The organism is Zobellella sp. An-6, from assembly GCF_052487945.1.
In genome coordinates, this window is sequence record NZ_CP199259.1 from 2294197 (window position 1) to 2320214 (window position 26018).

Genomic DNA, 26018 nt, shown 5'->3' on the forward strand with positions numbered 1-26018 from the left:
GGCGCGCTCAGCTGTTGCCGGGATCGGGGTCGAGCCGGAATGCCGGCGCCAGCCGGTTGTCGACCACCACCGCCATGCCGCTGCGCAGCTTGAACACCCCGGTCGATACCACCCGCTCGCCCGCCGCCAGCCCCTCGCTGACCGCCACGAAATCCCCCCGCCGGGCCCCGAGCCGCACCAGCCGCTGCTGCACCCTGAGGGTGTTTTCGTCCTGCCCGTCCGGCTGGATCACGAAGACGACGTCGCCGTAGGGGCCGTGCTGTACCGCCGTGACCGGGATCAGCAGCACCCGCTCGGTGCGCTCGGGCAGCAGCAGCACCGACACGAACATGCCCGGGCGCAGCCGGCCCTCGGGGTTGGCCAGGGTGGCCTGCACCCGCACGCTGCGGGTCTGGAGATCGAGATCCGGGTTGAAGGCGGTGACCCGCCCCTCGAAGGGTCGTTCGGGATAGGCGTCGGACCACACCCGGACCGGCAGCCCGCCAGCCAGTTCGGCCAGTTGCGGCTGGGGCAGGGAAAACTCGACATAGACGGGATCGAGGGAGTGCAGCGACACCACCGGGCTGCCCTTGTCGAGGAACTGGCCGACGCTGACACGGCGGATGCCGAGCCGGCCGTCGAAGGGGGCGCTCAGGGTCTTCTTGGCGATCAGGGCGCGGATCATGTCGGCCCGGGCCTCGGCCTGCTGCAGGTTGGCGGCGGCGGCATCGAGTTCGCCCTGGGAGATGTTGCGGCTGCGGGCCAGCTCCCGGGCCCGCCGGAAGGACTGTCTCGCCAGGGCGGCGGCGGCCTCGGCCTCGCGCAGCTGGGCCCGCTCGATGTCGGTGTCGAGCCGCACCAGTTCATCCCCGGCCTTGACCGGGGCCCCGGCCTCGAAGCGGATCTCCCGCACCAGGCCCTCGGCCTCGGTACGGATCACCGTGCCCTGCACCGCCACCACCGAGCCCACCGCCTGCAGCTCCGGATGCCATTCGGCCTCGCGCACCAGTTCGGCATTCACCGGCTCCGGCGGCATCTGCATCTGGGCCGCGGCCGCCCCCATGGCACCGAACTGCAGCGCCTTGATCAGTACCAGGGTGCCGACGATGGGCAGGGCCAGCAGCAGGCCCATGCCCACCCACAGCAGCTTTTTTGTCGTTGGCCCCCGGCCCCGTCGTTCCGGCTCCATGCTCCCTCCCCCGCCTGCCCGGTGCCACCCCGAGCGCGCCACAATAGGAGAAGTTTAGATGGCACCTCAGCGGCCCGCCTGCAAAGTCACCGACAGGAACACACCGCCGTTTGCAGATCTGGCGGGACACAGCGGGCCGCCCGCGCCCCATAAAACGGCACTGCACCTGCCTTACAGGCCTTTTTCCAGCTCCACCAGGTGCGCCTTGAAGCCGGCGGCGCGATAGAGGGCCAGGGCAGGCGCGTTGGCGGCCAGCACCCCGATGCGCAACCAGCGCACTCCTTGCTGGCGGGCCCGGGCCTCGGCGGCGGCGAGCAACTGCCGGCCCAGGCCGCGCCGACGCCAGGCCGCACGCACATGCAGATCGGTGATCAGGCCGTATTCCAGGCCGCCGTCGTCCGGCTCCTCGCTCACCACCCGGGTCAGCACCACCACGAAGCCAGCCAGGGTGCCGGCCCGCTCCGCCACCAGTATCCGGCCCGCGCATTGCGCACAGCGGCGGAACAGCTCGGCGAGGTAGGGCTCCAGGACAAGCTCTCCCGCCGGCAGGCGCGGGTCCAGTGCCCGCTCCGCCTCCTGCAATTCGTGCACGCAGGTCCGCAGCCCGGGCAGATCGGTGGCGGGGTCGAAGGGCCGGATGATCACGCGCCCTCCCCCGGCCGCCAGTCGGCCCGCGCCAGACGAAACACCAGGCAGTCGTCGTCGCCGAAACGGCGCCGCTCCAGCGGCCGGAAGCCGAACCGCTGGTAGAAGCGATGGGCGCGCACATTGGTTGCCAGCGGGTCCACCAGCACCGCCGTTACCGCCGGCACGGCAAAACAGCGGGCCAGGGCCTGGCGCATCATCTCGCCGCCATGGCCGCGGCCGAGCAGGTCGGGCTCGCCTATCCAGATGTCGATGGCGCGCAGATCCGCCGGTACCTCGCCCCAGTAACGGCTCTCTTCCCGCGCCGGGTCGATGATCTGCACAAAACCGATGGGCCGGCCGTCCAGCTCGGCGATCAACTGCTCCCGCCAGTCCGGCCGGCGGTACAGCTCGGTTTCCCATTGCCAGTCGTCGTTGGGATCCGCCGCCCGCACCTGGGGTGCCTGGTCCCAGCGGCGCAGCAGGGCCAGATCGGCGGGGCCGGCGGGCCTTAGTCTGATCATCGCTATGCTCCCTCGGGTTATATTCCAAATCCATGCAAGATAGCACCGAGGCCGGGCTCAGGCATCGGGCCTGGCGGCCGAGCCCGCCAGTATGCCGCCGTCGATGTTGAGCTCGGCGCCGGTCATGTAGGGCACCTCGTCCGAGGCCAGCATCACCGCCAGGGCCGCCACCTCCTCCGGGCGGCCGAAGCGGCGCTGGGGGCAGTCCTGCACAAAGTCGCGCAGCCGCTGCTCCCGCTCCGGCCCCGTGCCCAGCACCGGCTCCCACATGGGAGTGAGGATGGCCGCCGGGTGGATGGAATTGCAGCGGATGGCCAGCCCCTGCTCGGCACAGTAGAGCGCCACCGTCTTGGTGTGGTTGCGCACCGCCGCCTTGGAGGAGGCGTAGGCGGCGGCACCGGGAATGCCCACCAGGCCGGAGCGGGACGAGATGTTGATGATGGCGCCCGCGCCACCGCAGCGGCGCATGGCACGGATGGCGTACTTGCAGCCGAGGAAAACGCCGTCCAGGTTGGTGCTGTGCACACTGTGCCAGTCGGCCAGGGAGGCGTGCTCGGGATCCTGGGCCAGCATCCCCCGCTCGAAGCCGGTGATGCCGGCGTTGTTCACCACCACCTGCAATCCCCCGGCTTCCGCCAGTATGGCCTCGGTCACCGCTTGCCAGTCGGCCTCCCGGCGTACGTCCAGCCGCCGGTAGCGGGCCCGCTCGCCCAGGCCGGCGGCCAGGGCCCGGCCCCGGTCGTCGTCGATGTCGGTGAGGTAGACGAGGGCGCCCTCGGCCACGAAGGCGCGGGCCATGGCCTCGCCGATGCCCCGGGCCGCGCCGGTGATAAGGGCGGTTTTATGCTGTAAACGCGGCATGGTTGCCTCCTGTCAGCTTAGGTTCTGGTCCGGTTCGGGCCGGACCCGGGCAAAGCGCACCGGCAACCGGCGCAGGCTGTCCTTGCCGCGGGCGCTGAGATCGGAAACAAACTGGAACTGCTGGCGCGGATCCATGGGGTAGGCCTTGATGCGATAGTGGGTGCCCCAGGGCCGCTCCGCCAGCACCACCGAGATCGGCTTGGCCAGCTTCACATAGGGGCTGGACAGGGCCACCTGCTCCAGTACCCGGCGCACCTGGTGGGCGTCGTGCTCCGGCTCCAGGTAGAAATGGGCCACGCACATCAGGCTGGCGCCGCCGTTGTTGGCGTTGTGGATAAGGCCGGTCCACAGCTTCTGGTGCGGCACGTACACCAGGGTGTCGTCGGGGGTGACGATCTCCACCGCCCGCATGCCGATATGGCGCACCTCGCCGTAGCAGCCATCCACCTCTATCCAGTCGCCGGGCCGGTAGGGGTGCTCGTAGGCCGCCACTATGCCGGCGATCAGGCTGCTCACATAGTCCTTAAGGGCGAAGCCGATGGCCAGGCCCGCCGCCCCCAGTATGGCCACCATATTCTGCAGCGTGGGCGCCAAGAACAGCGGCACTATCCACAGCAGGGCGCCCAGCAGCACCAGCAGGCGGATGGTCGGCATCAGCGCCAGCACGAACAGCCGGCGTTCGCTGTGCAGCCGCGCCGCCAGCCAGGGCAACAGCCGCTGGCTGAGCCAGATGAGCAGCAGCGCCGCCCCCGCCACCGCCAGGGCCTCCACCAGGGCAGCACCGGTGATGCGCTGAAAGAGCCCGGCCAGTTGTTCCCTGTCCATGCCGTCGTCCTCCCGTCTTCAAAAGCCGTCCGGCCAGAAATCGCGCTCGGCGAGGAAATCCCGCACCACCAGGTAGCCGTGGATGCTCACCCGCCAGCGTTCCTCTTCCCGCAGTACTATGCCGCACTGCTCCAGGCGCAGCAGTTGCACGTTGAGCAGATCCGGCGACACCACCGGCAGCACCCGCTGCAGCAGCGCCACCCCCAGCCCCCGGTGCAACAGCAGGGCATGGAGCACGAAGGCGGTGACGTCGTCGGCCTCCGGCGGCAGTTCTGGCAGCTCCTGCTGCGCCTGCCGCTCCACCGTCCACAGCGCCAGGGCCAGCCCCGGGTTGCCCCTGGCCCGCGCCGCCAACCGGCACAGCACCTTGTCCGACGCCCGTACGCCGAGCTGGCGCAGCAGGCCGGGGGCCACCGGCGCAAAGCAGTACACCCGGGGCAGGCACAGCGGCCAGGCCCGCCCGACAAAGGCGAACATCCAGCTGTCGCACACCACCAGCCCCTGCCCCAGTTCGCCCTGCAGCAGCCGGGGCAGCAGGGCGCGCACAAAGCCCATGCCCTCGGCCGTGCGCAACAGGTAACGGGCCAGATCGTCGATAAGCCAGGGGCCGCTGCCGCGCTGGTCGCGCCACCATTGCTCCACGTCGGCCCGCTCCAGGGTGGCGGTATCCGGCGGGGTCAGGGCGCGCCAGCCATGCAGGCCGGCCCAGTCGCGGGCGATGGCGGCGGTGCCGCTGTAGGGTGGATCCAGCAGGAAGCAGGCCCCGGCCCGGGCCTCCCGCCGCCAGGCGCCGAGCCGCTCGTCCAGGGCGGCCACCGCCGGGCGGCGATCGTAGGCCTGGTAGTCGGGCAGATCGGCCTCCTCCTGCTCCGGCTCCGCCTCGGCGGCACGCAGGCGGAGCAGACGCAGCAGCCGCAGCCAGCCCTGGCGGAGCCGGGTCACCGCCGGTGGCGACGGACAGCAGAAGTCCTGCGCCGGGATCAATTGCCAGTGGTTGTGCTCGGTCATCGAATACGCTGCCTCCCTGCGCATCAGATCTGCCGGCAACGCCGGCCGGTGCGGCATATGAAAAAACAGGACTAGCCGAGCACTGCCGCGGTGATGGCGAAGTAGATAAGGATAGTCGACAAGTCCTGGATCACGGTGGCCAGGGGGCCGCTGCCGAAGGCCGGGTCCAGCCCGGCGCGATACAGCAGCCAGGGCAGCCCCATGGCGGTGATGGTGGCGGTGGAGCAGGCGGCCAGCACCGCCAGGCCCACGCACAGGGCCACCGTCGGGTCGCTCCAGCGCAGCCACACCAGGGGGCCGGCCACCAGCGCCAGCACCAGGCCGATGGCCAGGCCCGCCAGCAGCTCCCGCCTGACCATGGTGCGCATGGCCACGCCCACCGAGAGGCCGCGCACCACCACGGTTTCGGTTTGGGTACCCACCGCGTCCGCCAGGTAGACCAGGCCGGGGATGAAGAAGGCCAGCATCAGGGTGCGCTGCAGCTGGGATTCGAACCAGCCGACCAGATCGGCGGCGATCAGGGCGCCGAGCAGGCCCACCAGCAGCCAGGGCAGCCGGTGGCGGAAGCGGCGCGGCACCGGCTCCTCGCTGGAGGAGCGCGCCGCCTCGGTGCTCTTGGTAAAGCCGCCCAGCCGGGTGAGATCCTCCTCGTGCTCGGCCAGCAGCACCGCCAGCATCCGGTAGGGCGGGATCAGGCCCACGAAGCGCCCTTCCCCGTCCACCATGCCGAGGGCCGACTCCGCATGGCGCACCGCCCGCCAGGCCACCACCTCCTGATCCACCCCCGGTGCCACCACGGGCGGATCCTGTTCCATCAGCGTTGCCAGGGTGACATGATCGGGAGCGGGCAGCAGATCCTCGATGCGCACCATGCCGCAGAGCCGGCCGTCCCGGCACACCACCACGTGGCTGGCGCATTCGTAACGACGCTCGGTCAGCCCCTGCCGGGCCTCGGCGGCGCGGCAGTCGGGGGCGAACACCGGCACCTCGGTGCAAACGTGCTCCGCCGCCGTTTCAAAGACGACCGGCTCCCCGAGTGATGGGAGATCTCGCGGCATGGGGCCTCCTCGGGCAACGCGCGGATACAATGGGACTCATTTCAGCATAGCCCCAACATCCGCCGTCGCCTCAGGCCGGCGCCCGGGTTGCCAGCAGTTCGCCCTTGCCCACCGGCACCAGGCAGGAGCTGAAGTCCGGATCCGCCGCCAGCGTGCGGCTGAAGTCGGCCAGTTGCGCCTGGTGGGAGATGGCGTTGTCCACCACCAGCAGGCCGCCCGGACGCAGGGCCCGCTTCAGCCAGGGCCACCAGTCCAGGTACCGGGCGCGGTCCGAGTCGAGGAAGATCAGATCCTGGCCGGCCGGCGCCAGCTCGGGCAGCACCTGGCCGGCGTCGGCACAACGCGCCTCTATCAGCGCCTCGAGGCCGGCGGCGGCGAAGTTGGCCTGCGCCAGCCGGTGCTTGTGGGCGGCGTATTCCAGGGTCAGCACCCGGCCGCCGGTGCGGCGGGCGGCCTCGGCCAGCCAGAGGGTGGAATAGCCGTTGGACGTGCCCACCTCCAGGATGCGGCGGGCCGCCGTGGCCTGCACCAGCACGGCGAGCAATTCGCCGGTATCCCGGGTGATGTTGAGCATGCGCGCGCCGCGCTCGGCGGTCACGGCGTCGTGTTCCGCGCCGAAGCGTTCCAGCTCCCGCTTCAGTTGTTCGAGTGGGGTCATGTGCTGTTTCCGTGTTGTGGTTGAAGTCTACAGCGCCAGGGCCATGGCCACCCGGCCCTTGAGCCCCAGGCTGCGCTCGCCGGCCAGCTGTCGGGCCAGCCGTTCGTCCAGCTCGGTGTCCGCCAGGAAGCGAAAGCCCAGCCGGGCGTAGAAGGGGGCGTTCCAGGGCACGTGCTCGAAGGTGGTCAGGGTCAGGCTGCGGTACCCCCCGGCCCGGGCCCAATCGATGGCCGCCGCTATCAGCCGCCGCCCCAGGCCGCGGCGCTGGTGATCCGGGAGCACGTCCAGCTCCACCAGAAAGGCCGCCTCCGCTCCCGGCTCCGCCAGGGCAAAGCCCACCGGCTCCCCCCGGGGCGACAGCGCCACCCACAGCCGCCGCTCCGCCTGGGCCCGCTCCAGCCGGAGCGGCGACACCACCCCCTGCCTGAGGGCGGGCGGGAGCACCGACGCCGGGAACAACGCCGCCGCCGCCCGCTCTATGTCCGGCAGCAGGGGCAGGTGGGCGGGCTGGGCCGGTTCGATACGGTAATGGCTGCTCATGTCGGCTCCGCGAGCGAAGAGAAAGGCCGGCAGTCAAGCTGCCGGCCGCAATACGAAAGGGTTGTCCGGCCTGCGCTCAGGATGTGCGCGGCGAGCAGAACCACAGCTTGTTGCCCTCGCTGTCGAGGAAGCTGCCGATATGGAAGAGATCGTCGTACAGCGCCACCGGATCGGCGATGGTCACGCCCCGTTCCCGCAGCCGGGCCTCGGTGTCGGGGGCGTGATCGCAGGCCAGGGTGAGGCGCGGGTTGGGCTCGGCCGTGGGCCGGCCGTACCAGTCGTCCTTGAGCAGCAGGGTCACCTCCCCCAGCTGGAAGCCCACCGCCTCGCCGCCCTCGGTGGCCGGTGCCAGCCCGAGCACTTCGCCGTAGAAACGCTCGGCCCTCGCCTTGTCGGACACGGCCAGGGCGATCACCTTGACCTGCCGCAATCCCAATGAAGAAGTGGCCATGGTGGCCTCCAGATGGTTGAGTGGACACCTTAAGTATAATGGTTGTCGCGACGCCGCCCCTGTTCCGCTTTCAGCGCAATACCTGCTTCACCAGCAGGGGGCCGAGCAATTCAAACACTATGGTGGAGCAGACCACCACCGGCAGCAGGCGGGCGCCGTATTCGGGGAACTGCTCCGCCGCCAGCAGCGCCATGCCGATGGCCATGCCCGCCTGGGGCGTCAGTGCCAGGCCGATATGGGGCGGCAGCCGCGCCCGGCGGGCCGGCGACGCCAGTCGAATGCCGATCCAGCCCCCCAGCCAGCGGCCGAACAGGCGCAGCAGCACATAGGCCAGCGCCAGGCCCAGGGCGTCGTCCAGCTGGCGGAGATCGATGATCATCCCCGACAGCACGAAAAAGAACACCAGAAAGGGCCACTCGATATGCTCGATGGCGCGGAACGAACGGGTATGGTGCGGCGAGAAGTTGGCAATGAGGGTGCCGGCGGTCATGGCCGCCAGCAGGGGCGACACCCCGAGCCAGGCCGAACAGCCGGCCAGCAGCAGGATAAGGGCCACCGCCTCCACCTGGGTCGGCTCGCCCGGTGCCAGCCGGCCGGTGAGCCAGGCGGCGGGAAAACCGATGAGTCCGCCCAGCAACAGGGCCCCGCCCAGCTCCCACAGCGCCCGCCACAGGGCCAGGTTGCCATCGCCCGCCAGCAGCCAGCCGAGCAGCGCCATGGCCAGGCCGAACACCAGTATGCCCCAGCCGTCGTCGATGGCGACAATGCCGAGCAGCACCCGCGCCGCCAGCCGGGTGTCGTTGCTGCCGCGCACGGTGTCGCGCACCGCCGCCGGATCCGTTGCCACCGAAATGGCCGCCAGGGCGATGGCCACCGCCAGCGGCACCCCCAGCAACCACAATCCCGCCCCGACCACCACCACGCTGCACAGCACCACCGCCAGTGAAATTACGGTGATCAGCCAGCCGGTACGGCGCAGCCGCGCCAGGGTCAGCTCGCTGCCGAGCAGAAAGGCCACCATCACCAGCGCCAGCTCGATCAGCGGCCGGGCCAGCTCATCCAGCAGGGCGGCGGGCCGGGGCAGCCACAGCTGCTGCACCACGGCGATCAGCACGCCAAGCAGCACCAGCAACGACACCCGGGGCAGCGCGGTGCGCGCCGCCAACACATCGGCGGCAATGCTCAACGACAGTATCCCCCCCAGCAGCACCATGTTCAGCGCGGCGCCGTGGGCGGAAAAGGCAACCAGGGAATCGGCAAGCAGCGGCGACACGGCATTCTCCCGTCAGGATCACGCTCCCAGTGTAGCCAATGGATCAGGCCGAGGCCGGATAAAGCCGCACCCAGCCCAGCAGCAGGGCGGCGGCGCACAGCACAACCGCTCCTCAGGCCTTATCCGCCAGCCATTTGTACATCACCAGGGCGTCCACATCGCCCAGGCGGGGGTGATGGAAGGCCTTGGGCAGCCGGCCCACGGTGGCGAAGCCGAGTCTGGTCCACAGCCGCACCGCGCCCTCGTTGGTCGAGGCCACAAAGTTGAACTGCATGGCCCGGTAGCCGAGCGCCAGCGCCACCTGCTGGGAATGGTCGCACATGGCACTGGCCAGGCCCCGCCCGCGCGCCGCCGGCGACACCATGTAGCCGCAGTTGCACACGTGGCTGCCGGGGCCGGCCTGGTTGGTCTTGATGTAGTAGGTGCCGAGGATGCGGCCCCCCTCCTCGGCCACGAAGGTCTTACGCGGCAGGTCCAGCCACAGCTGGCGGGCCTGCTCGCGGTTAATATCCCGCGGGTAGGCGTAGGTGTCGCCGGCGGCGGCGATGTCGCGGAAGATGGGCCAGATCTGCTCGAAGTCGTCTTGGGTTGCTGCTCTGATGTTCATGGCTCGGTTTGTCGCAATGTGAGTAATAAACGGATGTATTGTCACTCCCGCTCGGCCCCTTGTCACTCCCGCGCGCCCTCTTGTCACTCCCGCGAAGGCGGGAGTCCAGTGCACACTGTCGTGGATCTCCGCCTGCGCGGAGATGACCGCTAACACCAAGGATGCAGGCAGGAACAAGGCCGGCGAAAATAATAACGATGGACCTTGCCGGCAAACGGCGGCGCCCGCGGGCGCCGCCGTGGCAAAATCCGGCTCAGCGCCGGCCAGAGCGCAGGCAGTCCAGGCTCCAGCAGCCACCACCGGCGAACACAAAATAGAAGAAGGTGAAGCAGAACATGATGGCCAGTTCGCCGCCGTTGTTCAACGGCCAGAAATCCCGCGGGGCGTGGGCGATAAAGTAGGCGAAGGCCATCAGCCCCGAGAGCACGAAGGCCACCGGCCGGGTGAACAGGCCCACCAGCAGCAGGGCGCCGCCGAACAGCTCGAGCACCCCGGCCGCGCCGGAGAGCGAGAACAGCTCGAACTCGCCCCGCGGTGCGGCGGGAAAGCCGAACAGTTTTTGCCCGCCGTGTTGCATGAACAGGAAGGCGGACACCATGCGCACCACGCTCAGCACCCGGGGACGCCACGCATTAAGGAATTTTTCCATTTTTATTCTCCTTGTTGTGTTGTTATCGGTATTGAATGTAGGTCAGTCGCCGCCGGGCGCAACGCCGCTTTCCGGCGGCCGCCACGGCGGCACCTCGTCCCGGCTGGGGGGCTGCCAGTCTTGCTGCATTACCCGGCTGAGGGTTTCTTCCAGCTTCATGAACAGCTCGCCGTAGCGGGGGCTGAAGTGGATGCCCTGCTCTATCTCTTTCCAGGCCTCGAACAGCTCGTCTTCGTGGGCCTTCTCGTTGTTGACAAAGGCCCAGGTCATCTGCCGGGCGCGCAGCGGGTGCACGCCGAAGGCGGTCAGCGCCTGGCCGCCCAGCTCCAGGGCGGAGTGGTAGGTTTCGCTCACCACCTCGTCGGCCCCCGCCCGCCGCAGCTCGTAGCCGTGGCCCCGGTCGAAGGCCCGCGCCAGCACCCAGAGCCCCGGGTAGTGCCGCTTGACGTGGTGCACCAGGGCCACCGCCCGCTCCCGGTCGTCGATGGCCACCACCAGCAGGCGGGCCTGGGCGATGCCGGCGGTGTCCAGCAGATCCAGGCGGCTGGCGTCGCCGAAGTAACTCTTGATGTGGATGCGGCGCAGGTTCTCGATTTGATCCAGGGCCAGGTCCAGCGCCACGATGGGAATGTTGTTGGCCCGCAGCAGCCGGCACACGATCTGGCCGAAGCGCCCGACGCCGGCCACGATCACCGGCGCCTGCTCCTCGATGGCGTCCGCCTCCCGCGGGGCGTTGCGGTCCTCCCGGTATCGCGGCAGGATCAGCCGATCGTAGGCGATGAACAGCAGCGGCGTGAGGAACATGGACAGCGCCACCACCAGCGACAGCAACTGGGCCAGCTCCGCCGGCATGACCCGGCTCTGCATGCTGTAGGTGAGCAGCACAAAACCGAACTCGCCGGCCTGGGCCAGGCCCAGCACGAACAGCCAGCCGTCCCGCCCCCGCAGGCCGAACAGCAGCGCCAGCCCCAGCAGCACCGCCGCCTTCACCGCCATGACCGCCAGCCCCAGGGCCAGCACCTTGCCGCCCTGGGCCGCCAGCACCTCGAAGTTGATGCCGGCCCCCACCGTGATGAAAAACAGCCCCAGCAACAGGCCCTTGAACGGCTCGATGTTGGCCTCCAGCTCATGGCGGAACTCGCTGTTGGCCAGCACCACCCCCGCCAGGAAGGCGCCGAGGGCGGGCGACAGGTTCACCACGCTCATCAGCGCGGCGATGCCGATCACCAGCATCAGGGCGGTGGCGGTAAACACCTCCCGCATGCCGGAACGCACCACGTAACGAAACAGCGGCCGGCTCAGGTAGTGGCCCCCGACGATCACCGCCGCCACCGCGCCCACCACCACCAGCGCGTGGGCCCAGTCGGGCAGGTCGGCCACCAGGCTGAGGCCGCCGTGATGCCCCGCCTCCGGCCCGGTCGCGCCCGCCCCGGACAGCGCCAGCAGGGGGATCAGGGCCAGCATGGGAATGACCGCGATGTCCTGGAACAGCAGCACCGAAAAGGCACCGCGGCCGCCCCGGGTTTTGGTCAGCCCCTTCTCGTTGAGCGTTTGCAGGACGATGGCGGTGGACGACAGGGAAAAGATCAGCCCCACCGCCAGCGCGGTTTGCCACGGCAGCCCCAGCCACCCGGCGATGGCCATGCCGGCGGCGGAAGTCAGCACCACCTGCAGCCCGCCCAGCCCCAGCAACTGGAGCCGCATGGCCCACAGGGATTTGGGATCCAGCTCCATGCCCACCAGGAACAGCATCATCACCACGCCGAATTCGGCGAAATGCTGGATGATGGCGGCCTCCTGGCCCACCAGCCCGGTGACCGGGCCGATGACCACGCCGGCCACCAGGTAGCCGAGCACCGAGCCGAGCCCGAAGCGCTTGGCCAGCGGCACCGCCACCACCGCCGCCAGCAGGTAGATAAAGGCCTGGATAAAATACAGGGTCATGGCTGTTGTTCCTTCTTGTTGTGAACCGGGCGCGGCCGCTCAGGGCCGTTTCGGCGCCGGGCGCCCTTTGCGGGCGGGGGTTTTCCGGCCCCGGCCGCTCCCGGGCCTGCCGGCGGCCAGCCCCAGCAGGCGGCGGAAGCTGGGGCATTCCATATGGCTCGGCGCCGGGCAGGCGGCCGCGTGGCGCAGCCCGTCGCGCATGGCGGTTAACCGGCGGATGGCCTGGTCCAGCTCCTCCGCCTTGTTCGCCAGCAACTGCCGGTCGATCCGGGGCTGGCCGTCGGCACCGAACATCAGGGCTATCTCGTCCAGCGAAAACCCCACCGAGCGCCCCAGCGCGATCAGGGCCAGCTGCTCCAGCACCCCGGGCGCGAACTGGCGGCGCAAGCCCCGCCTGCCGGAGGAAACAATCAGCCCCTTTTGCTCGTAGAAGCGCAGCGTGGACGCCGGAACGCCGGCGCGCCGCGCCACCTCGGAAATGTCCATCGGCCCCCCTTGACCTCAAGTCGACTTCAAGTTGTACGCTACCACCGGTATCACCCGCAGACAAACACTTGGAGACTCTTATGACTCATCTTATCTTCACCCTGTGCATCGGCATTGGCGCCACCATGGTCATGGACTTGTGGGGGCTGCTGCGCCGGCCGCTGTTCGGTGTGCCGCCCGCCAACTACGGGCTGGTGGGGCGCTGGGTCGCCCATATGGCGCGGGGCCGCTTTCGCCACGACGCCATCGCGCAAGCGGCGCCGGTGCCGGGCGAACAGCCGCTGGGCTGGGCGGTTCACTACCTCACCGGCATCGGCTTTGCGGCGGTGCTGACCGGTATCTGGGGGCCGGCCTGGGTGCAGCAGCCCACCCTGGGCCCCGCGCTTATCGTGGGCATCGGCACCCTGGCGGCCCCGTTCCTGCTGATGCAACCCTGCATGGGGCTGGGCGTTGCCGCCTCCCGCATGCCGCGCCCCGGCGCCGCCCGCCTGCAGAGCCTGATCACCCACGCGATCTTCGGGCTCGGCCTGTACGCCGCGGCCTGGGCCATGCGGCTGTTTTACCCGGTGTGAAGCCCTACCGTGCCCTTGCTGGCAACGATAAACACCGATCCCTTGCCCGGCTGCCACTGGTGCTCGATGCGAAAGCCGGCCTTGGTCAGCCCGGCCACCAGCTGCTGCCGGCCCAGGCGGTTTACGTAGGGGGCCAGGCCCAGGCGCTGCATCAGGGGGATCAATAACCGCCAGAAGACAGCGATGTCACCGACCAGCGCGGTGCTGGAAACGAAAATGCCGCCCGGTTTCAACAACCGGTGCACCCTGGCCAGGGCCGCGTCCAGATCGTCGAGCAGGTGCAACACGTTGAGCCCCAGGACGGCGTCGAAGCTTGCCGCGGCCAGTTCGAGGCTTTCCAGGGTGCCCTGTTGAAAGCTGATATTGTCCACCCCGGCCTCCCTCGCCCTCTGCCCGGCGATGTCCAGCATGGTGTCCGAAATATCGGTCGCGAGGATATGCCCGACGTGGGGCGCATGGATAATGGCGGTGCCGCCGGTGCCGCAGCCGAACTCCAGCACCGACCAGTCCGGCCGGAAATACCCCTGGGTGATCGCCAGCTTCCTTTGATAGGCCTGCTCGTCCCGGATCCGGCTCTTGGCGTAACGGGGCGCGCTTTTATCCCAAAATGTTTTTGCGTCCTTCAATGGTCACCCCCTTAACCCGTGCATTTCTGTTCATATTTATTGATCCTGTCGACGTTGGTTAACCCCATGCCCCTGCCCCGGTGCAAGCCGGGGCACAGCTTTGTCCACCCACTTGGCTATGACTTTTCCGTACCTGACTTTCTTGCGATATAGACACCGTAGCCGTAATAAGCCTTGTACTTTTCATAAAGCTCGATTTCTTTTCTTTCGGCCTCGACGATCGCGCGAGCGTCTTGGCTATTGCCGTTGCGGCTCAGAAAGCCCTGAAAGCTGGCCCGCAGGGGGTCGTAATAGTTTTTCAACCAGCAATGTTCTGGCAGCACAAAGTAGCCTATTGGCGAATAGCCACATTCCTCCAGCGCTCTTATCTTTGAAGAGACCAGGTCAATTTCGGGATATTCGTTTTCCCAGTAACGCTGGATTTCTGAAGGGCGAGCCTGGGTGATCCAGCTCATCTCCGAGACGACCAGCAGCCCCCCAGGTTTCAGATAACGCTGCCAATCTGCGATGCCTTGTTTAAAGCCGATGTTGTAGATCGCGCCCTCGGACCAGATAACATCAAACTCCTCCTCTGCAAAGGGCAGTTGGTCCATTGACGCACAAAGCGGAGTGATGCTTTCAGCAACGCCTTCGCGCCGTGCTCTCGCGGCCAGAACATCGAGGAAGTCCGGGAGCAAATCAACGGCCGTAATGTTGGCATTCAATAACCGCGCCAGCGTCAGCGTCGATGCTCCCGTGCCACAACCTATATCCGCCACTTTCAGCGGCGCATTGCGATCCATGCAGGCAAGGTCGACCGCTTTTTCGGTTTCGGCATCGCCCCCCGGGCCTTGCCGCCAGGCGCCTTTATGGAGGTCTATCAGTAACTGGAACGCATCCACTGGTGTCTCCTTCTGCAACGCACCCATGCTTCACTCACCGGCGGCGGGAACGACGCCTGGTACGGGCCGTCCGTGAGGGTGCTATCTGCTTACGGGCCGCTTGAATCGCTTGCGCGACTGCTCGACTTTTTCTCTAAATACACAGGCATCGGAATGATCATTTACCAGCCCCATCGCTTGCATGAATGCATACACGGTGGTGGGGCCGACAAACTTCCATCCTCTTTTTTTCAACTCCTTTGCCAGCGCGACAGACTCCGTTGAGGTAGAAACCGTCTGCGGCTCAGGCAAGTCGGATCGGCCGGGCTCGAAGCGCCAGAAAAAAGCGGCGAGCGAGCCTTCTTGCTGGACGAGTTCACACGCCCTCTGGGCGTTGTTGATGACAGCTTCAATTTTTCCCCGATGCCGGACGATACCTTCGTTGAGCAGTAACCTCTCCGTGTCTGCATCACTGAACCCGGCGACTTCGTTGAAGTCGAAATTTAAAAATGCGGCACGAAAGTTATCGCGCTTGGCCAGAATTGTACGCCAGTTCAATCCGGACTGAAAACTTTCCAGGCACAGCTTCTCGAATAACCGGACATCATTATCGACGGGATAACCCCACTCGGTATCATGGTATTCAAAAAACTCCGGGGCCGCCGAGCACCAGCCACAGCGTGCTCTGCCGTCGGGGCCTTCAATGGTCGCATTCATCGCCAACTCCTCCCTATGTCAGTCCAGAAGAAAATCCAGCCGCTCATCGGCTTTTTTAGGCTCAATTTCAAGTATCTCGGGGGTAACAATATTCTCAGCGACAAACGGATCTTTGCTGACACGGTCTTCAAGATCCTCCCGCGATACCCCATGAGCCATGATAGCGCCACCCAATCCCGGCCGGAGGCTGCCAGCCATTAGAAAAACGCCGTCGTCAAAGCCCTTTTTAATCCATTGATTGTGGCCTTCCATAAATGCACTGGCCTGGGCCTTATTCTCAGAAAAGCGTAAATTCACAATAAACATTTAAAGCACCTCCTGTGAAGAAAGAGTGAGGAGTGAAGAAAGAAGAAAGGGATCAGGCCTGGCCTTTTTCCTCTCTAACGAGAGCCGGCAGCAAAAGGCAAGACCTGGCCCCATGACTCGCTTTGGGCACATCACCAGAGCCCCTTCGCCATCCTGCCGCGCCGCGCCAGCTCCTTGTCGCTCGGCTCGGCAGCGGCGAACGTGCCGGGCCGGATTTCGCCAGCGGGCACATAGGTGCTCATCACCACGCCGCTGGCCGACACCCGGGAGCGGACCAGCCGCAGCGCGCAGGGCCTGAGCGCCTCGCCGAAGAGGCGCTTGCCCCGCCCGAGCAGCAGCGGAAAGGTCCAGACATGGTATTCGTCTATCAGGGCGGCGGCCTGCAGCGTGTGCAGCAGATTGCCGCTGCCGATGACCTGCAGGCTGGGGCCAGGCCGGGCCTTGAGCGCCTGGATGGCCGCGACGACATCGCCACGGAGCAGAGCCGAATTGTGCCAGTGGAGCGCCGTTAGTGTGCGCGACGCGACATGCTTTTTGGCGGCATTGAGCGTGTTCGCCACCGGATCCTCGCCGGGCTGGTACGGCCAGTAGGCCTCGAAGATCTCGTAGGTTTTGCGGCCGAGCACCAGCTCCCGATCCTGGCCGGTGAACCCCGCCGCCGAGAGATCCATGGCCTCATCCCAGTAGTTGAACATCCAGCCGCCGAGGGCAAAGCCGCCGGTCGGATCCTCCTCCGGCCCGCCTGGGGCCTGCATGATGCCGTCCAGCGACACAAAGGTAGAGGCGACAAGCCTTCTCATGGCAACACTCCTGCCGTGTTCAAGAGGCGGGCCCGGCCGGGCGCCGCCCTGTGGTTAGCCGAGGATATCGGCCCCTTTATGGCCTTCCGGCACGCCCTGGACCAACAGCACCTCGCCCCGGGTATGCCGGGTGCGAAGCGGGCGAATCGCCTCATAGGCATCGGACTCGTACCAGCCCCTGGCTTGCTCCATTGAGGGAAATTCGATGACGACCAGATCGCCGGACCAGGCTCCCTCCAGTGGCACACAGGGCCCGCCGTGAACGAGGTACTTGCCGGAGAAGGGCGCCAGCGTCGCGTCTATGCGCTGCAGGTACTCCTTTATCTCCGGGCCAAACCGGGTTTCGCGTATCACGGCAACAGCATATGCGGTCATCTCTGGCTCCAGGGGGTATAGGGGTGGCGGTGTAGTCCGGCGCCTGCGTTAAAGGGCGCACTGTGGCGAGTTTAGTTGAATGTTGGGTTGGGCGGCTTTATGGGAACGAAAACAGGTTGACGAGCAGCCCATTCGGGTCGGCAACCATAAAACGCCTCATGCCAAAGCTTTCATCACGCAGTTCCTGCGCGATACGGAAACCGCGCTGCCGCACCGCGGAGTACGCCGCATCGACGTCTTCGACCTGTACGGAGAGGATGACGCCCTGCGCCGGATGCCGAAAGGCCTTGGGTGTGAACTCGTGATCACGACGCATAATGCCGACTTGAAGCTGAGGATGGGTTGGCGATGCCAGCTGGATGTACCACCCTTCATGCTCGAACCCGACCACGAAGCCGAGCAGCGCCATGTAAAAATCCCGGGTCTCCTCCATTTTATCCGTGCAGATATTGGGAAGCAGTCTTGTGACGGTAATGCTTTCCATCGCGGTTGCCTTCTTCGGCATGGCTCCTCCACTCACTGCATCAAATATGATCGGCCCAAGGAGCTGGGCTGGCTCGCCTCATATCGTTATCGAGGTGTCCCCGTTAAAGCGGGTGAGATCCAGTGTCCGGTTAATGGAATGGTGAGTGGCAAGGCGATAACACTCAGGCTAGAGCCTGGGCACCAAGCAGCCCAAACTGGATCTCAATACGATTGTCTTCCGACCTTGCTCCCAGCCAATCGATATAAACCTCTCTGACTTCACCAGAGAGTGCATATTTGTTACGCCGAACCTCGTCAAGGAGCGGACCATACCCATCGTTGAACAGGTTAGCCAAGTCCCCTGTGTACTCATTGCTTATGCATGTGAATTGGTTCAGGATCTTTACCTGGCAGTCACTTTCCGGCACATCGTCTGCACATCGGACAGGCAAACAAAAATCAATCTGAAATTGATCATAAGGATTTTCAGGCAGGTTGTAGGAAATGAAAACCCATGGTCCCGCAATCTCCATGCCCAGGCTTTCAGACTCCGCCAGGATGCCGGCACAATGTTTTTCAGCATAAGCAGCAACCTCTGGAATTGTGAGGTATTGGCTTTTAAATAGAACCGGCTGCTGGCCGATAGTCTTCTTTTGCACAGTACCCTCCTGTTAACACCGCAATGTGCGGCCGTAGCGGATCTGCGAGGCAACGGAACGAAGGTCCAGAGTGCTGGGTTCGCTTTCCTGTTTTGTAGGCTGGCATGGCTCACCTCTCTACGTTATCGAGGTGTGTCCGTTAAAGCGGGTGAGGTCCACGCGACACTTATCCTTATTTGTTACATTCTTATACTTGCTTATTTTCTGCATCATTATAACTTTCGCTAACTGCGACAGACATCCATAAAAATGGGGCAGCCAGCACCAAGAAAATTAATGGGTATTTTAACTCTCCTAGAATAGGGAAGTATGTTACTCCTACAATTCCACAAGCAAGTATTGATCCCGTAATCACTCTATAAAGGCAAACTAAGCCAGAACCGACTTCATTCAATATTGGATACGCGGTGTGAAATAGTCTTTTTACTTTTTCATATGACCTTGGTGACCAGAATCCAAGATGTGAAACTAGAGAATGAGCAAGAGCTAATATAGCAAAGTAATACACCGTTGTATCAGATGTATCGATTGCTATCAGATAACTTTCAATTCCAGCTACACCCCCCGTCTAAATGCTATTAAACAAGGGACACCACCCAATATAAACGACACTACGATTTCTCTTCCAATGACTTTAAATTTCATCGACTTACTCTTCTTGGCATATAACGTCGTTGTAAGCGACTAAAAAACAGTTGGCTTTGTTCGTATCTCACAAAATTTTAGTCAACTGTTTTTTAGTCGCGTTGACGACTTTGTTAAATGCCGTCAGCAAACAATCTAAAACTGACGTCAAATCCAATATTTGGATTGCTATTTTTAAACCTAACATTTTCCTGTGATATGTAAATAGGCTCACCAGTTTCATAGCAATTATCATTGATCGAAACATACGATCCAACCAAATTACCAATATATTCGTTAGCTATAGTGAAGACTTCATTACCACGAAGAAAACCGACTAACTCATACTTTTTATTAAAAATCTCACCACCCAATTCCCAGCCAACTGCACTACTTTTTAGATTTTTTATCTGTCTTGCGGCCTTTTGGCTTGCTAAATAAATTGCTAAATAAAGTCGATTGTACTTCCTTACCGCAGGATGAGAGCCAATACTTATAGCTGAGCCACAGTTATTGACTTGAATTTCCCCCAAGGTGAATTTAGACTCACCTTGTTTCATTAATAGCTCTCCTTTAGCGTTGACTGTTACCTGCGTGTCTAAGTACCTTCCTTTCATTCTAGATATATTTATAACTTCTCCACCCTCTCTATCCATTTCTAAACACTTAAAACCACCTGAATGGATAGTTAATATCGTGGATTCACTTTTCACATCCTGATTACTAGAAAAGGCGATGAACTGGTTTCGATTTACATATGAAATTGGTTTACCACTATCATCACAAAAGATTGCACATAAATTATATAGTTCATTTTCCTCCACTGGGGGTTCAAACCATAAAATTGGCTTTCCATGGATAGTTAGAATAACTTTCGTATCTTTATACCTTGAGTTACCAATTCTGATTTCCATGTTTTCTGTATCGGTAAAAAGAAGGTCGTGTACGGCGCCATCTTGTAACGCCTTTGGATTAGATCTTGCCTCCCACACTTGATTCTTTGATATTAATTTTCTAGTCACCCTTCCATGACAAGAAATACAAAGGAGCGTCATTTTATCCGGATCATGTTCCTTAGCATTGTGAAACTCTGGCTCTATATGTTCATAATCAACAAGAACACATCCACAAATTACGCAGCCAAAACCAGAGTTCTTCCTGATCTTTGAGCGTATATCAGCTGGGATGTATCGTTTTAAACCATATTTATTTATATTTTGTTCCAACGCTTACTCCATATACGTGAATTAGGCAACTAACGCTTGGGCTCAGCCGACCCGAAAACGCCCCAGCGTTTTTGGGTGATGTTCACCCGATAAAACGGACACACATTGTTGTTAAGCGGCTTTCTCGTACTGTATCGGAGATACATAATCGAGGCTACTGTGCAGCCGCACCCTGTTGTAAAAATACCGGATGTAATAATCCACCTGTTTCCTCAACGATTCGAGTGAACCGAAGTAGCTGGCATGGATCAGCTCAGCCTTTAGCGTCTTGAAGAACGACTCCACTTCCGCATTATCGGTACACTTACCTGGCCGGTTCATGCTGTGACGCATGCTATAATGATCCGCCGTTTCAGACGCTTCAGCTCATCCTGCTCTTGCAGCTTGCCTTCGGGCGCCGGGGTCTTACGGTGTTTTGTCATGCCGAATTTTCCTTCTCGATACTCTTTGCGCCAACGAGACAACATGAAGGGATGGATGTCCAGTGCTTCGGCAACTTCCTTCACACTCCGGTGCTCTTCATGGCTCCAGAGGACAGCTTTTATCTTGAAGTCGTTGCTGTACTGCTGGGTTCGCTTTCCCGTTTTGTAAGCTGGCATGGCTCACCTCTCTACGTTATCGAGGTGTGTCCGTTAAAGCGGGTGAGGTCCACGTTGCTGTGCCTGCGTTTGTTAGGCCTTGGGTATTTGCTAAAAGAGACTATTGATTGCATAGCCGCATGCCTTTAATTCTTTTGCCACTTCGGTTTTCCATGCGCCGAATGGATCCAAGGTAACGTATACGACACCACTTATATCATTCGGCGTCTCAATATCACCCTTCACAAGTGAGCATACGTTTTCTCTGCCTAGCTTTGCCATAAGGTAGCCATGCTCAAATACCACGTTTTGTCGCGCTCTATTCATAGGCCTAATATTCGATTCATGTGCGCCGCGCCCGAGATCACAAGCGGTGTAAAGCACGAGCGCAAAGTCCGCGTCGTTGGAATAGTGTTCAATTTTTTCAATGATCGTCATCCCGGCGCTTGCTTGTTCATGCAAGACAATTGCTTCGAGACCCAGCTTTTCAATAAACCGGCTGACCTCTTGCTTAGCTTCATTATCTCGCCCATGAACAATAAAAACTTTCCGCTTATTTCTGGCCACGACCTTTGCCTGGTTCGGTAACATATTCTGAAAAGAGTCAACTTGTGAGGTCGGCTGTGCTAGTTGGCCAAACTCAAGCATATCAAGAACCGGGGTAAACTCCTCCGATAGATATGTTCTTCGCTCAGCATATGTCCCGAACTTCTGTTTTATGAATCCCCAAAAAGTGTCTAGGTTTCTGTGTTGCTTTAACCATTGAGGAAGGTAAGGAGAAACGGCGGGATTGCTTAGCAATTGATGGCGCAAGATTTCAAACTCTCGTGAGTCAGCCGCCAACCCAGTAGCCCTCGAAGTCAAAAGGTTCACAAGATAGCTGACCTTATCGAAATCACTCTCTAAAAATTCGATACTCAAATTTAATTCCTTTGCTCAGTCTATGTGCCCGTCCGGCCTAACAATTGTATATTGACCTGGCTTGATAACCTGCATTCACACAGATCAAAAAGCGATGATAACACTCTAATTTTACTAAAACTTTCCCAAAATCACGTTTTTCTTGAAAGTGTAGAACACGCATTCTCGATAACCGCCTACTTCGGGCACGGATGTTTTTGAAAGTTGTTCGTAGCTTATTGAATAATAAAAAATCATATCTCTACTCCTACTGCCAACCGAGAGATCCGATGCACCGACCTCTTTGGTCCATTGAAATGGACCCTACGGCCGGCACGGAATTGCTGGCAGGTACGCTACCGCCCTGATGTTACAGGCCATCATCTCCTGCCAGCACGGTTTCCATATGCGACTATTCTGGACGGGGTGGCGGAGGCTGGCAATTGCAAAAAGGTGAAATGGGGATGCAAAACGCGCCGAGTGGCGATTATTTAAACAGGAAGCGCAACGGTGACAGATCCGCCGCCCTGCCGGCGGCGCTTTTATTGTGGCGGCCTTATCCGGCCACGGTTGCGGGTTAACGCCGTCCCGGCGGATCAGCCGTCGGCCGGCTCCTGCCCCAGCCAGGCGCGTTCGAGGGTGGCGATATCGAGCTTTTTCATGCCGAGCATCGCCTGGGTCAGGCGCGCCACCTGCTCCGCGCTGCCGTTTTGCAGCAGTTCATCCATGATGGCGGGCACTATCTGCCACGACAGCCCAAACCTGTCCTTGAGCCAGCCGCATTCCACCGCCTGGCCGCCATCGGCGCACAGCCGCTGCCAGTAGTCATCTACCTCCTGCTGGCTGTCGCACTTCACCATAAAGGAGATGGCTTCGTTAAAGCGGAACAGCGGGCCGGCGCTAATGGCCATAAAGGGCTGCCCCAGCAGTTCGAAGCTCACCACCTCCACCCTGCCCGAGGGGTGTCGGAGATGGTCACCCGGCTGGTGATGCGGGCGTCGTCGAAGATGGCGGTTTGACATCCTCCCCCGCCTGAAGGTGGGGGATTCCTACGGCGCTCAGGGACGGCATCGAGCCACTCCTGAGTCGCTTCGGTGGGTTCCTGCTGCTGGCGGCATTACCGCACCGCTCACTTCACAGGCTAACCGGGCGTGTCCCGCCCTTAGTACGTTGATCGCGCCAACCACGTCAGCGTTTTCCTCGAAGCCACAAGCCACACACCTGAACTGGGCCTGGGTCCGGCGGTTGTCCGCCGACACATGGCCGCAGCACGGACAGGTGCGGCTGGTGTTTTGTGGCGGCACCGCAATGAGATAGCCGCCGTTCCACGCCAGCTTGTAATCCAGTTGGCGGCGGAACTCGAACCAGCCTTGATCGAGGATGGATTGGTTCAGGCCGGATTTGGCCCGAACCTGCTTGCCCGGTTTCTCGGTTGTGCCTGTCGCCGACCTGGACATATTCCGCACCTGCAAGTCCTCGATACACACCATCGCGTGGTTTTGGCTGATCGTGGTCGTGGCCTTGTGCAGGTAGTCGCGGCGGGCATTGCCGATGCGGGAATGGATACGCTGGACGCGGGCTTTCGCCTTCTTCCAGTTGCTGCTGAATGTGGTTTTGCGGCTCATGGCCTGCTGCGCCTTGCGCAACCTGTCCTCATGCCGCTTGAAGCTGTTGAGCGGGGCGTGGAAGGTGCCATCCGACAGCGTGGCGAAACGCGCCACGCCCAGGTCGATACCGACCGCGCCGCCTTGTGGAATGGACTGTGCCACTTCCCGCTCGGTCTGGATACTCACGAACCACCGGCCGGCGCCCCGGTTCCCGCATGTCTGGCTGACGGTGACGTTTTTCACCCGGCCCAGCACCTCCCGGCTGTGGCGGTAGCGCAGCCAACCCAGCTTGGGAAGGAAGAGGCGGCGGTTAGCCTGATCCAGTTTGCAGCCCTGGGGAAAACGGAAGCTGTCGTGCCGGCCGCGTTTCTTGAAGCGAGGGAATGCGGCCCGTTGGTCGAAGAAGTTCCTGTACGCCCGTTCCAGATCCTTGAGCGATTGCTGCAAGGCCTGAGAAGGGGCGTCGGCCAGCCAGAGGGTTTCAGGCTGGCTTCTCCAGTGGGTCAGGTATTTGCACAGGCCGGCATAGCCGAGTTTTTTCTCGCCTTGCTCATAACGCGCTTTTTGCAATGCCAGCGCCTGGTTGAACACGAAGCGGCACGAGCCGGCGAAGCGGCGCATCACGCGCTGCTGCTCGCCAGTCGGCATCAATTCGTATTTGAAGGCTTGCAGGCGTTGCATCATCCAGACCTGTTCATTTATACAGTATCGGAATTATAGGACGGCTGCGCTGTCCACGCTATCCATCTCCCCCCATGAATGAGGGAGCTTTTCGCGCGAACTTGGTAAAACTCGGCCGCCACCTGCGCCTCGTGGTCGAACCACAGGTGGGGCACTATCTTGTGCTTGAGGGTTGCCATGGCTGCTCTCCTTGCGGGTCCGGCGGCCGGTGCCGTGCCGCTTGATGTTCGTTGCGCCACCTGTAACCGGCTGCTGCACGTTATCAGGCCGGGCGCCGGGCTTCCAGGGTGATCAGCCGACAACCCGGCCGGGGCGGCTCGGCCCGGTAATCACCATAAACCCGAACATCGACAAAGCCCAGTTGTTCAAGCAGCAGGCTCAGTTCCTGGATCCCCCACCACCGCAGGGAAAACCGCTCCAACTCGCTCAACACCAAACGCCCCGCCACCCAGTGCTCGTAGCGCAGCAGGGTGCGGCTTTGCTGGGCCAGGTAGTCCAGCTCCGGCGGCGAGGCGGTCAGTGTCAGCAGTTCATCCTCTCCTGCGGGCCAGCTACGCAGGCCACTCACATCCTGGATGAGTTCGCCCATGGCATCCAGATCCAGCAACAGCACGCCGCCCGGATGCAAGTGCTGATAAAAACGCTGCAGGGTTATCCTGGCCTGTTCGAAGTCGAGCAACTGAAAAGAGCCGGCCGGCACCATGATGGCCGCGAATGGCTCGGCGTAGTAAAAATCCTGAAAGCGCTGTCGACTGAGCGCCGCGGACAAGCCTCGCTGGCGACAATGGGCCCGGCATCGGGCCAGCATGTCTTCCGAGGCATCAAACCCCACCATTGCCAGCCCCTGCTCCAGTAGGGGAATAAAAACACGGCCATTGCCCACCGCCGGTTCCAGGATGGGCCCTCGGCAGTCGCGCAGGCGGTCGTGGTAAAAGGCGATATCGCCGAAGCTGTGTCCGATGGGCTTGTCGAGATCGTATACCCAGGCGGCGAGGGAGCCATAACGATTGTCTTGCTTCATGCCGGTTTCCTCCCCACGAGGAAATGCCCTTTCTTGTCCACCAAGAACTCTGCCGCCTGGCCCCCACCCATTTCCCCGCTGACAGAGTGGCATATCGGCGGCAGGTACAGGCGAGGGCTATACAATGAAGTAGGGATATTCATGGAGTGTTCCTGTTTGGTCATGGCCCAGCGGCTACCCTGGCCCGGGGTCCGGGTCAGGCCGGTCCGCAGGCTCGCCCCGGTCGCATTTTTTGCAGTTCAGCATCATCCCCAGCATGGCCTGCCGCCCGGCGGCGGTGGTCACCCAGGGCCGGTTGATAAAGGGCGGCTGGTGGCGCACGTGCTGAAAATGGCCGCAGCGCAGTTCGGCCACCCAGTGCCCTTCTTCATCCCGATGATAGCCCACAATGGCCTGCTCCATGCCGGCGTTAAAACCGCTCGAGCAGGCGCGGATCGTAGTCGTCCGCGTTCAGCACCAGGCCGTGCCGCCCGGCCAGCAGGTCGAGCTCGGCCTGCTTGGCCGCCAGCTCGTCCATCACAATGGTGTTGTCGTCCAGCTGCCACAGCTGGCGCGAGCCGGCATAGCAGAACTGCAGCGCCAGCATGGCGTTGCGGTCGCCCTGGCGGGCGGCGGCTTCAATGTGGCGCTGCTTGCGGCTGATCTTGTTGAGCTGCTGTTTCAGCTCCCACACATAGACCACCTCGGCCAGGAAGGGATGACGGCGCAGCCGGCTCAGGCCGCCCCCCAGGATGAGGGCGCCGGCCACCACGCCCAGCAGGTTCCAGTGGAAGTGGCCGCCGTCGGGGCTGGGAAAAACGCGGATCAGCAGCTGGGAAATGGCCAGGCTCAGGGCCGCCAGCACCAGGGCGCAGCCCACAAACACCAGGTTGAGGTGGCGGCGGTAACGGGTTTTGTCTATCGGGGTGAGTTTCATAACAGCCTGAAAAAATGGGTGAAAATGGCCGCATTATAAGCACGAAAGCGCCCCGGCCCAAACCGGGGCGCCTTCAGTCCTTTACTCGAACAGCGGCCGGAAGAAGCTGCGCTCGTAGCTGAGGATGCAGCGGGTGTCTTCCGCGTATTTGAACGCCGCCTGGCAGGCGGGATCCTCCAACGAGGCGACCCGGTATTCTTCGTACAGCGCCAGGCTGGGAAAGGTGAACAGCGCCAGGGCGACGTTGTTGGCCCCTTCCGACGGCATAAAGTAGCCGTGATGCCGGCCGCCGAACTTCTCGACCAGGGGGATCCACATCCGGCCGTAGTATTCGAATTCCTCCAGCTTGTAGGGATCGATGATGTAGCGCAGGTAACAGGTAACCATGGTGTCTCCTTGGGATATTAAC

General features: G+C 62.4%; 34 protein-coding genes. 1 reads left to right on the plus strand and 33 read right to left on the minus strand.

Annotation, left to right across the window (positions count from 1 at the left end; translation table 11 throughout):
• Positions 1-7 precede the first annotated feature (7 nt).
• The 15 genes from ACT7DK_RS10640 to ACT7DK_RS10710 form a co-directional block, all read right to left on the minus strand.
• Complete coding sequence (locus tag ACT7DK_RS10640) at positions 8-1168, minus strand: efflux RND transporter periplasmic adaptor subunit (RefSeq protein ID WP_445398943.1); 1161 nt, start codon at positions 1166-1168, stop codon at positions 8-10.
• Between the two features lie 171 nt (positions 1169-1339).
• Entirely contained in the window at positions 1340-1813 is a 474-nt protein-coding gene (locus tag ACT7DK_RS10645) for a GNAT family N-acetyltransferase (RefSeq protein WP_445398945.1), read from the minus strand.
• Positions 1810-2316 (minus strand): GNAT family N-acetyltransferase, encoded by a 507-nt coding sequence (locus ACT7DK_RS10650; RefSeq protein ID WP_445398947.1) that lies wholly within the window; start codon positions 2314-2316, stop codon positions 1810-1812. Before ACT7DK_RS10650 ends, ACT7DK_RS10645 begins: the two co-directional genes overlap by 4 nt.
• 57 nt (positions 2317-2373) lie before the next feature.
• Positions 2374-3177, minus strand: a complete 804-nt coding sequence (locus ACT7DK_RS10655; protein WP_445398949.1) for an SDR family oxidoreductase — start codon at positions 3175-3177, stop codon at positions 2374-2376.
• A 12-nt stretch (positions 3178-3189) separates the two neighbouring features.
• Positions 3190-4002 carry a mechanosensitive ion channel family protein gene (locus tag ACT7DK_RS10660; RefSeq protein WP_445398951.1) on the minus strand — a complete coding sequence of 271 codons (813 nt, stop codon included), beginning with the start codon at positions 4000-4002 and terminating at the stop codon, positions 3190-3192.
• An 18-nt stretch (positions 4003-4020) separates the two neighbouring features.
• Entirely contained in the window at positions 4021-5010 is a 990-nt protein-coding gene (locus ACT7DK_RS10665; RefSeq protein ID WP_445398953.1) for a hypothetical protein, read from the minus strand.
• 71 nt (positions 5011-5081) lie between these two features.
• Positions 5082-6068, minus strand: a complete 987-nt coding sequence (locus ACT7DK_RS10670; RefSeq protein WP_445398955.1) for a magnesium transporter — start codon at positions 6066-6068, stop codon at positions 5082-5084.
• Between the two features lie 70 nt (positions 6069-6138).
• Positions 6139-6726, minus strand: coding sequence for an O-methyltransferase (locus ACT7DK_RS10675; RefSeq protein WP_445398957.1), 588 nt, complete (start codon positions 6724-6726; stop codon positions 6139-6141).
• A 27-nt stretch (positions 6727-6753) separates the two neighbouring features.
• Positions 6754-7266: a GNAT family N-acetyltransferase gene (locus ACT7DK_RS10680; RefSeq protein WP_445398959.1), complete on the minus strand. Its 513-nt coding sequence runs from the start codon at positions 7264-7266 to the stop codon at positions 6754-6756.
• Positions 7267-7342: 76 nt separating this feature from the next.
• The gene (locus ACT7DK_RS10685) at positions 7343-7717 is read right to left on the minus strand and encodes a VOC family protein (RefSeq protein ID WP_445398961.1); all 375 of its coding nucleotides are present in this window, start codon (positions 7715-7717) and stop codon (positions 7343-7345) included.
• Between the two features lie 70 nt (positions 7718-7787).
• Positions 7788-8990, minus strand: coding sequence for a cation:proton antiporter (locus ACT7DK_RS10690; protein ID WP_445398963.1), 1203 nt, complete (start codon positions 8988-8990; stop codon positions 7788-7790).
• A gap of 112 nt (positions 8991-9102) precedes the next feature.
• Positions 9103-9597, minus strand: coding sequence for a GNAT family N-acetyltransferase (locus tag ACT7DK_RS10695; RefSeq protein WP_445398965.1), 495 nt, complete (start codon positions 9595-9597; stop codon positions 9103-9105).
• Between the two features lie 253 nt (positions 9598-9850).
• Positions 9851-10246 (minus strand): DoxX family protein, encoded by a 396-nt coding sequence (locus ACT7DK_RS10700; RefSeq protein ID WP_445398967.1) that lies wholly within the window; start codon positions 10244-10246, stop codon positions 9851-9853.
• Positions 10247-10288: 42 nt separating this feature from the next.
• Positions 10289-12190, minus strand: coding sequence for a monovalent cation:proton antiporter-2 (CPA2) family protein (locus ACT7DK_RS10705; RefSeq protein ID WP_445398969.1), 1902 nt, complete (start codon positions 12188-12190; stop codon positions 10289-10291).
• A 39-nt stretch (positions 12191-12229) separates the two neighbouring features.
• Positions 12230-12676: a helix-turn-helix domain-containing protein gene (locus ACT7DK_RS10710; protein WP_445398971.1), complete on the minus strand. Its 447-nt coding sequence runs from the start codon at positions 12674-12676 to the stop codon at positions 12230-12232.
• A gap of 80 nt (positions 12677-12756) precedes the next feature.
• On the opposite strand from ACT7DK_RS10710, the gene ACT7DK_RS10715 reads away from it, so the two are divergent.
• Complete coding sequence (locus ACT7DK_RS10715) at positions 12757-13248, plus strand: DUF2938 domain-containing protein (protein ID WP_445398973.1); 492 nt, start codon at positions 12757-12759, stop codon at positions 13246-13248.
• Here the strand turns inward: ACT7DK_RS10715 and ACT7DK_RS10720 are convergent.
• From ACT7DK_RS10720 to ACT7DK_RS10805, 18 genes are all read right to left on the minus strand, one after another.
• Complete coding sequence (locus tag ACT7DK_RS10720) at positions 13236-13874, minus strand: class I SAM-dependent methyltransferase (RefSeq protein ID WP_445398975.1); 639 nt, start codon at positions 13872-13874, stop codon at positions 13236-13238. The two genes, ACT7DK_RS10715 and ACT7DK_RS10720, sit on opposite strands and share 13 nt — an antisense overlap.
• Positions 13875-13990: 116 nt before the next feature.
• A complete protein-coding gene (locus tag ACT7DK_RS10725; RefSeq protein WP_445398977.1) occupies positions 13991-14782 on the minus strand; it encodes a class I SAM-dependent methyltransferase in 792 nt (263 codons plus the stop codon).
• A gap of 54 nt (positions 14783-14836) precedes the next feature.
• Positions 14837-15451 carry a DNA-3-methyladenine glycosylase I gene (locus tag ACT7DK_RS10730; protein WP_445398979.1) on the minus strand — a complete coding sequence of 205 codons (615 nt, stop codon included), beginning with the start codon at positions 15449-15451 and terminating at the stop codon, positions 14837-14839.
• Between the two features lie 18 nt (positions 15452-15469).
• On the minus strand, positions 15470-15757 hold the full coding sequence (locus ACT7DK_RS10735) for a YciI family protein (RefSeq protein WP_445398981.1): 288 nt from the start codon (positions 15755-15757) through the stop codon (positions 15470-15472).
• A 131-nt stretch (positions 15758-15888) separates the two neighbouring features.
• Positions 15889-16557: a dihydrofolate reductase family protein gene (locus ACT7DK_RS10740; protein ID WP_445398983.1), complete on the minus strand. Its 669-nt coding sequence runs from the start codon at positions 16555-16557 to the stop codon at positions 15889-15891.
• 54 nt (positions 16558-16611) lie between these two features.
• The gene (locus ACT7DK_RS10745) at positions 16612-16932 is read right to left on the minus strand and encodes a DUF1330 domain-containing protein (protein ID WP_445398985.1); all 321 of its coding nucleotides are present in this window, start codon (positions 16930-16932) and stop codon (positions 16612-16614) included.
• A gap of 97 nt (positions 16933-17029) precedes the next feature.
• A complete protein-coding gene (locus tag ACT7DK_RS10750) occupies positions 17030-17437 on the minus strand; it encodes a VOC family protein (protein WP_445398987.1) in 408 nt (135 codons plus the stop codon).
• Between the two features lie 142 nt (positions 17438-17579).
• Positions 17580-18056 (minus strand): hypothetical protein, encoded by a 477-nt coding sequence (locus ACT7DK_RS10755; protein ID WP_445398989.1) that lies wholly within the window; start codon positions 18054-18056, stop codon positions 17580-17582.
• Between the two features lie 758 nt (positions 18057-18814).
• Positions 18815-19906, minus strand: coding sequence for a hypothetical protein (locus tag ACT7DK_RS10760; RefSeq protein WP_445398991.1), 1092 nt, complete (start codon positions 19904-19906; stop codon positions 18815-18817).
• A 111-nt stretch (positions 19907-20017) separates the two neighbouring features.
• A complete protein-coding gene (locus ACT7DK_RS10765; protein ID WP_445398993.1) occupies positions 20018-20239 on the minus strand; it encodes an integrase core domain-containing protein in 222 nt (73 codons plus the stop codon).
• On the minus strand, positions 20224-20505 hold the full coding sequence (locus ACT7DK_RS10770; protein WP_445398995.1) for a transposase: 282 nt from the start codon (positions 20503-20505) through the stop codon (positions 20224-20226). The genes ACT7DK_RS10765 and ACT7DK_RS10770 overlap by 16 nt, the downstream gene beginning before the upstream one ends.
• Before the next feature lie 90 nt (positions 20506-20595).
• Positions 20596-21405 (minus strand): TIR domain-containing protein, encoded by an 810-nt coding sequence (locus tag ACT7DK_RS10775; protein ID WP_445398997.1) that lies wholly within the window; start codon positions 21403-21405, stop codon positions 20596-20598.
• A gap of 575 nt (positions 21406-21980) precedes the next feature.
• Positions 21981-22406 carry a VOC family protein gene (locus ACT7DK_RS10780; RefSeq protein ID WP_445398999.1) on the minus strand — a complete coding sequence of 142 codons (426 nt, stop codon included), beginning with the start codon at positions 22404-22406 and terminating at the stop codon, positions 21981-21983.
• Between the two features lie 36 nt (positions 22407-22442).
• The gene (locus tag ACT7DK_RS10785) at positions 22443-23675 is read right to left on the minus strand and encodes an RNA-guided endonuclease InsQ/TnpB family protein (RefSeq protein WP_445399001.1); all 1233 of its coding nucleotides are present in this window, start codon (positions 23673-23675) and stop codon (positions 22443-22445) included.
• 259 nt (positions 23676-23934) lie between these two features.
• The gene (locus tag ACT7DK_RS10790) at positions 23935-24693 is read right to left on the minus strand and encodes a class I SAM-dependent methyltransferase (protein ID WP_445399003.1); all 759 of its coding nucleotides are present in this window, start codon (positions 24691-24693) and stop codon (positions 23935-23937) included.
• Between the two features lie 174 nt (positions 24694-24867).
• Complete coding sequence (locus ACT7DK_RS10795) at positions 24868-25095, minus strand: DUF3565 domain-containing protein (protein ID WP_445399005.1); 228 nt, start codon at positions 25093-25095, stop codon at positions 24868-24870.
• Between the two features lie 7 nt (positions 25096-25102).
• Positions 25103-25609: a DUF3087 domain-containing protein gene (locus ACT7DK_RS10800; protein WP_445399007.1), complete on the minus strand. Its 507-nt coding sequence runs from the start codon at positions 25607-25609 to the stop codon at positions 25103-25105.
• A gap of 81 nt (positions 25610-25690) precedes the next feature.
• Positions 25691-25996: an NIPSNAP family protein gene (locus ACT7DK_RS10805; protein WP_094039647.1), complete on the minus strand. Its 306-nt coding sequence runs from the start codon at positions 25994-25996 to the stop codon at positions 25691-25693.
• Positions 25997-26018: the final 22 nt, after the last annotated feature.

What these genes read in the sequence shown, in the direction of transcription:
- ACT7DK_RS10715 (WP_445398973.1), top strand. Translation starts at nt 12,757, where the DNA reads ATGACTCATCTTATCTTCACCCTGTGCATCGGCATTGGCGCCACCATG.
- ACT7DK_RS10750 (WP_445398987.1), bottom strand. Translation starts at nt 17,437, where the DNA reads ATGCCGAAGAAGGCAACCGCGATGGAAAGCATTACCGTCACAAGACTG.
- ACT7DK_RS10670 (WP_445398955.1), bottom strand. Translation starts at nt 6,068, where the DNA reads ATGCCGCGAGATCTCCCATCACTCGGGGAGCCGGTCGTCTTTGAAACG.
- ACT7DK_RS10650 (WP_445398947.1), bottom strand. Translation starts at nt 2,316, where the DNA reads ATGATCAGACTAAGGCCCGCCGGCCCCGCCGATCTGGCCCTGCTGCGC.
- ACT7DK_RS10700 (WP_445398967.1), bottom strand. Translation starts at nt 10,246, where the DNA reads ATGGAAAAATTCCTTAATGCGTGGCGTCCCCGGGTGCTGAGCGTGGTG.
- ACT7DK_RS10745 (WP_445398985.1), bottom strand. Translation starts at nt 16,932, where the DNA reads ATGACCGCATATGCTGTTGCCGTGATACGCGAAACCCGGTTTGGCCCG.
- ACT7DK_RS10640 (WP_445398943.1), bottom strand. Translation starts at nt 1,168, where the DNA reads ATGGAGCCGGAACGACGGGGCCGGGGGCCAACGACAAAAAAGCTGCTG.
- ACT7DK_RS10730 (WP_445398979.1), bottom strand. Translation starts at nt 15,451, where the DNA reads ATGAATGCGACCATTGAAGGCCCCGACGGCAGAGCACGCTGTGGCTGG.
- ACT7DK_RS10660 (WP_445398951.1), bottom strand. Translation starts at nt 4,002, where the DNA reads ATGGACAGGGAACAACTGGCCGGGCTCTTTCAGCGCATCACCGGTGCT.
- ACT7DK_RS10655 (WP_445398949.1), bottom strand. Translation starts at nt 3,177, where the DNA reads ATGCCGCGTTTACAGCATAAAACCGCCCTTATCACCGGCGCGGCCCGG.
- ACT7DK_RS10735 (WP_445398981.1), bottom strand. Translation starts at nt 15,757, where the DNA reads ATGTTTATTGTGAATTTACGCTTTTCTGAGAATAAGGCCCAGGCCAGT.
- ACT7DK_RS10805 (WP_094039647.1), bottom strand. Translation starts at nt 25,996, where the DNA reads ATGGTTACCTGTTACCTGCGCTACATCATCGATCCCTACAAGCTGGAG.
- ACT7DK_RS10705 (WP_445398969.1), bottom strand. Translation starts at nt 12,190, where the DNA reads ATGACCCTGTATTTTATCCAGGCCTTTATCTACCTGCTGGCGGCGGTG.
- ACT7DK_RS10765 (WP_445398993.1), bottom strand. Translation starts at nt 20,239, where the DNA reads ATGCGTCACAGCATGAACCGGCCAGGTAAGTGTACCGATAATGCGGAA.
- ACT7DK_RS10800 (WP_445399007.1), bottom strand. Translation starts at nt 25,609, where the DNA reads ATGAAACTCACCCCGATAGACAAAACCCGTTACCGCCGCCACCTCAAC.
- ACT7DK_RS10785 (WP_445399001.1), bottom strand. Translation starts at nt 23,675, where the DNA reads ATGATGCAACGCCTGCAAGCCTTCAAATACGAATTGATGCCGACTGGC.
- ACT7DK_RS10680 (WP_445398959.1), bottom strand. Translation starts at nt 7,266, where the DNA reads ATGAGCAGCCATTACCGTATCGAACCGGCCCAGCCCGCCCACCTGCCC.
- ACT7DK_RS10710 (WP_445398971.1), bottom strand. Translation starts at nt 12,676, where the DNA reads ATGGACATTTCCGAGGTGGCGCGGCGCGCCGGCGTTCCGGCGTCCACG.
- ACT7DK_RS10695 (WP_445398965.1), bottom strand. Translation starts at nt 9,597, where the DNA reads ATGAACATCAGAGCAGCAACCCAAGACGACTTCGAGCAGATCTGGCCC.
- ACT7DK_RS10795 (WP_445399005.1), bottom strand. Translation starts at nt 25,095, where the DNA reads ATGGAGCAGGCCATTGTGGGCTATCATCGGGATGAAGAAGGGCACTGG.
- ACT7DK_RS10790 (WP_445399003.1), bottom strand. Translation starts at nt 24,693, where the DNA reads ATGAAGCAAGACAATCGTTATGGCTCCCTCGCCGCCTGGGTATACGAT.
- ACT7DK_RS10725 (WP_445398977.1), bottom strand. Translation starts at nt 14,782, where the DNA reads ATGGGTGCGTTGCAGAAGGAGACACCAGTGGATGCGTTCCAGTTACTG.
- ACT7DK_RS10685 (WP_445398961.1), bottom strand. Translation starts at nt 7,717, where the DNA reads ATGGCCACTTCTTCATTGGGATTGCGGCAGGTCAAGGTGATCGCCCTG.
- ACT7DK_RS10665 (WP_445398953.1), bottom strand. Translation starts at nt 5,010, where the DNA reads ATGACCGAGCACAACCACTGGCAATTGATCCCGGCGCAGGACTTCTGC.
- ACT7DK_RS10780 (WP_445398999.1), bottom strand. Translation starts at nt 22,406, where the DNA reads ATGTCAAACCGCCATCTTCGACGACGCCCGCATCACCAGCCGGGTGAC.
- ACT7DK_RS10770 (WP_445398995.1), bottom strand. Translation starts at nt 20,505, where the DNA reads ATGCCAGCTTACAAAACGGGAAAGCGAACCCAGCAGTACAGCAACGAC.
- ACT7DK_RS10740 (WP_445398983.1), bottom strand. Translation starts at nt 16,557, where the DNA reads ATGAGAAGGCTTGTCGCCTCTACCTTTGTGTCGCTGGACGGCATCATG.
- ACT7DK_RS10675 (WP_445398957.1), bottom strand. Translation starts at nt 6,726, where the DNA reads ATGACCCCACTCGAACAACTGAAGCGGGAGCTGGAACGCTTCGGCGCG.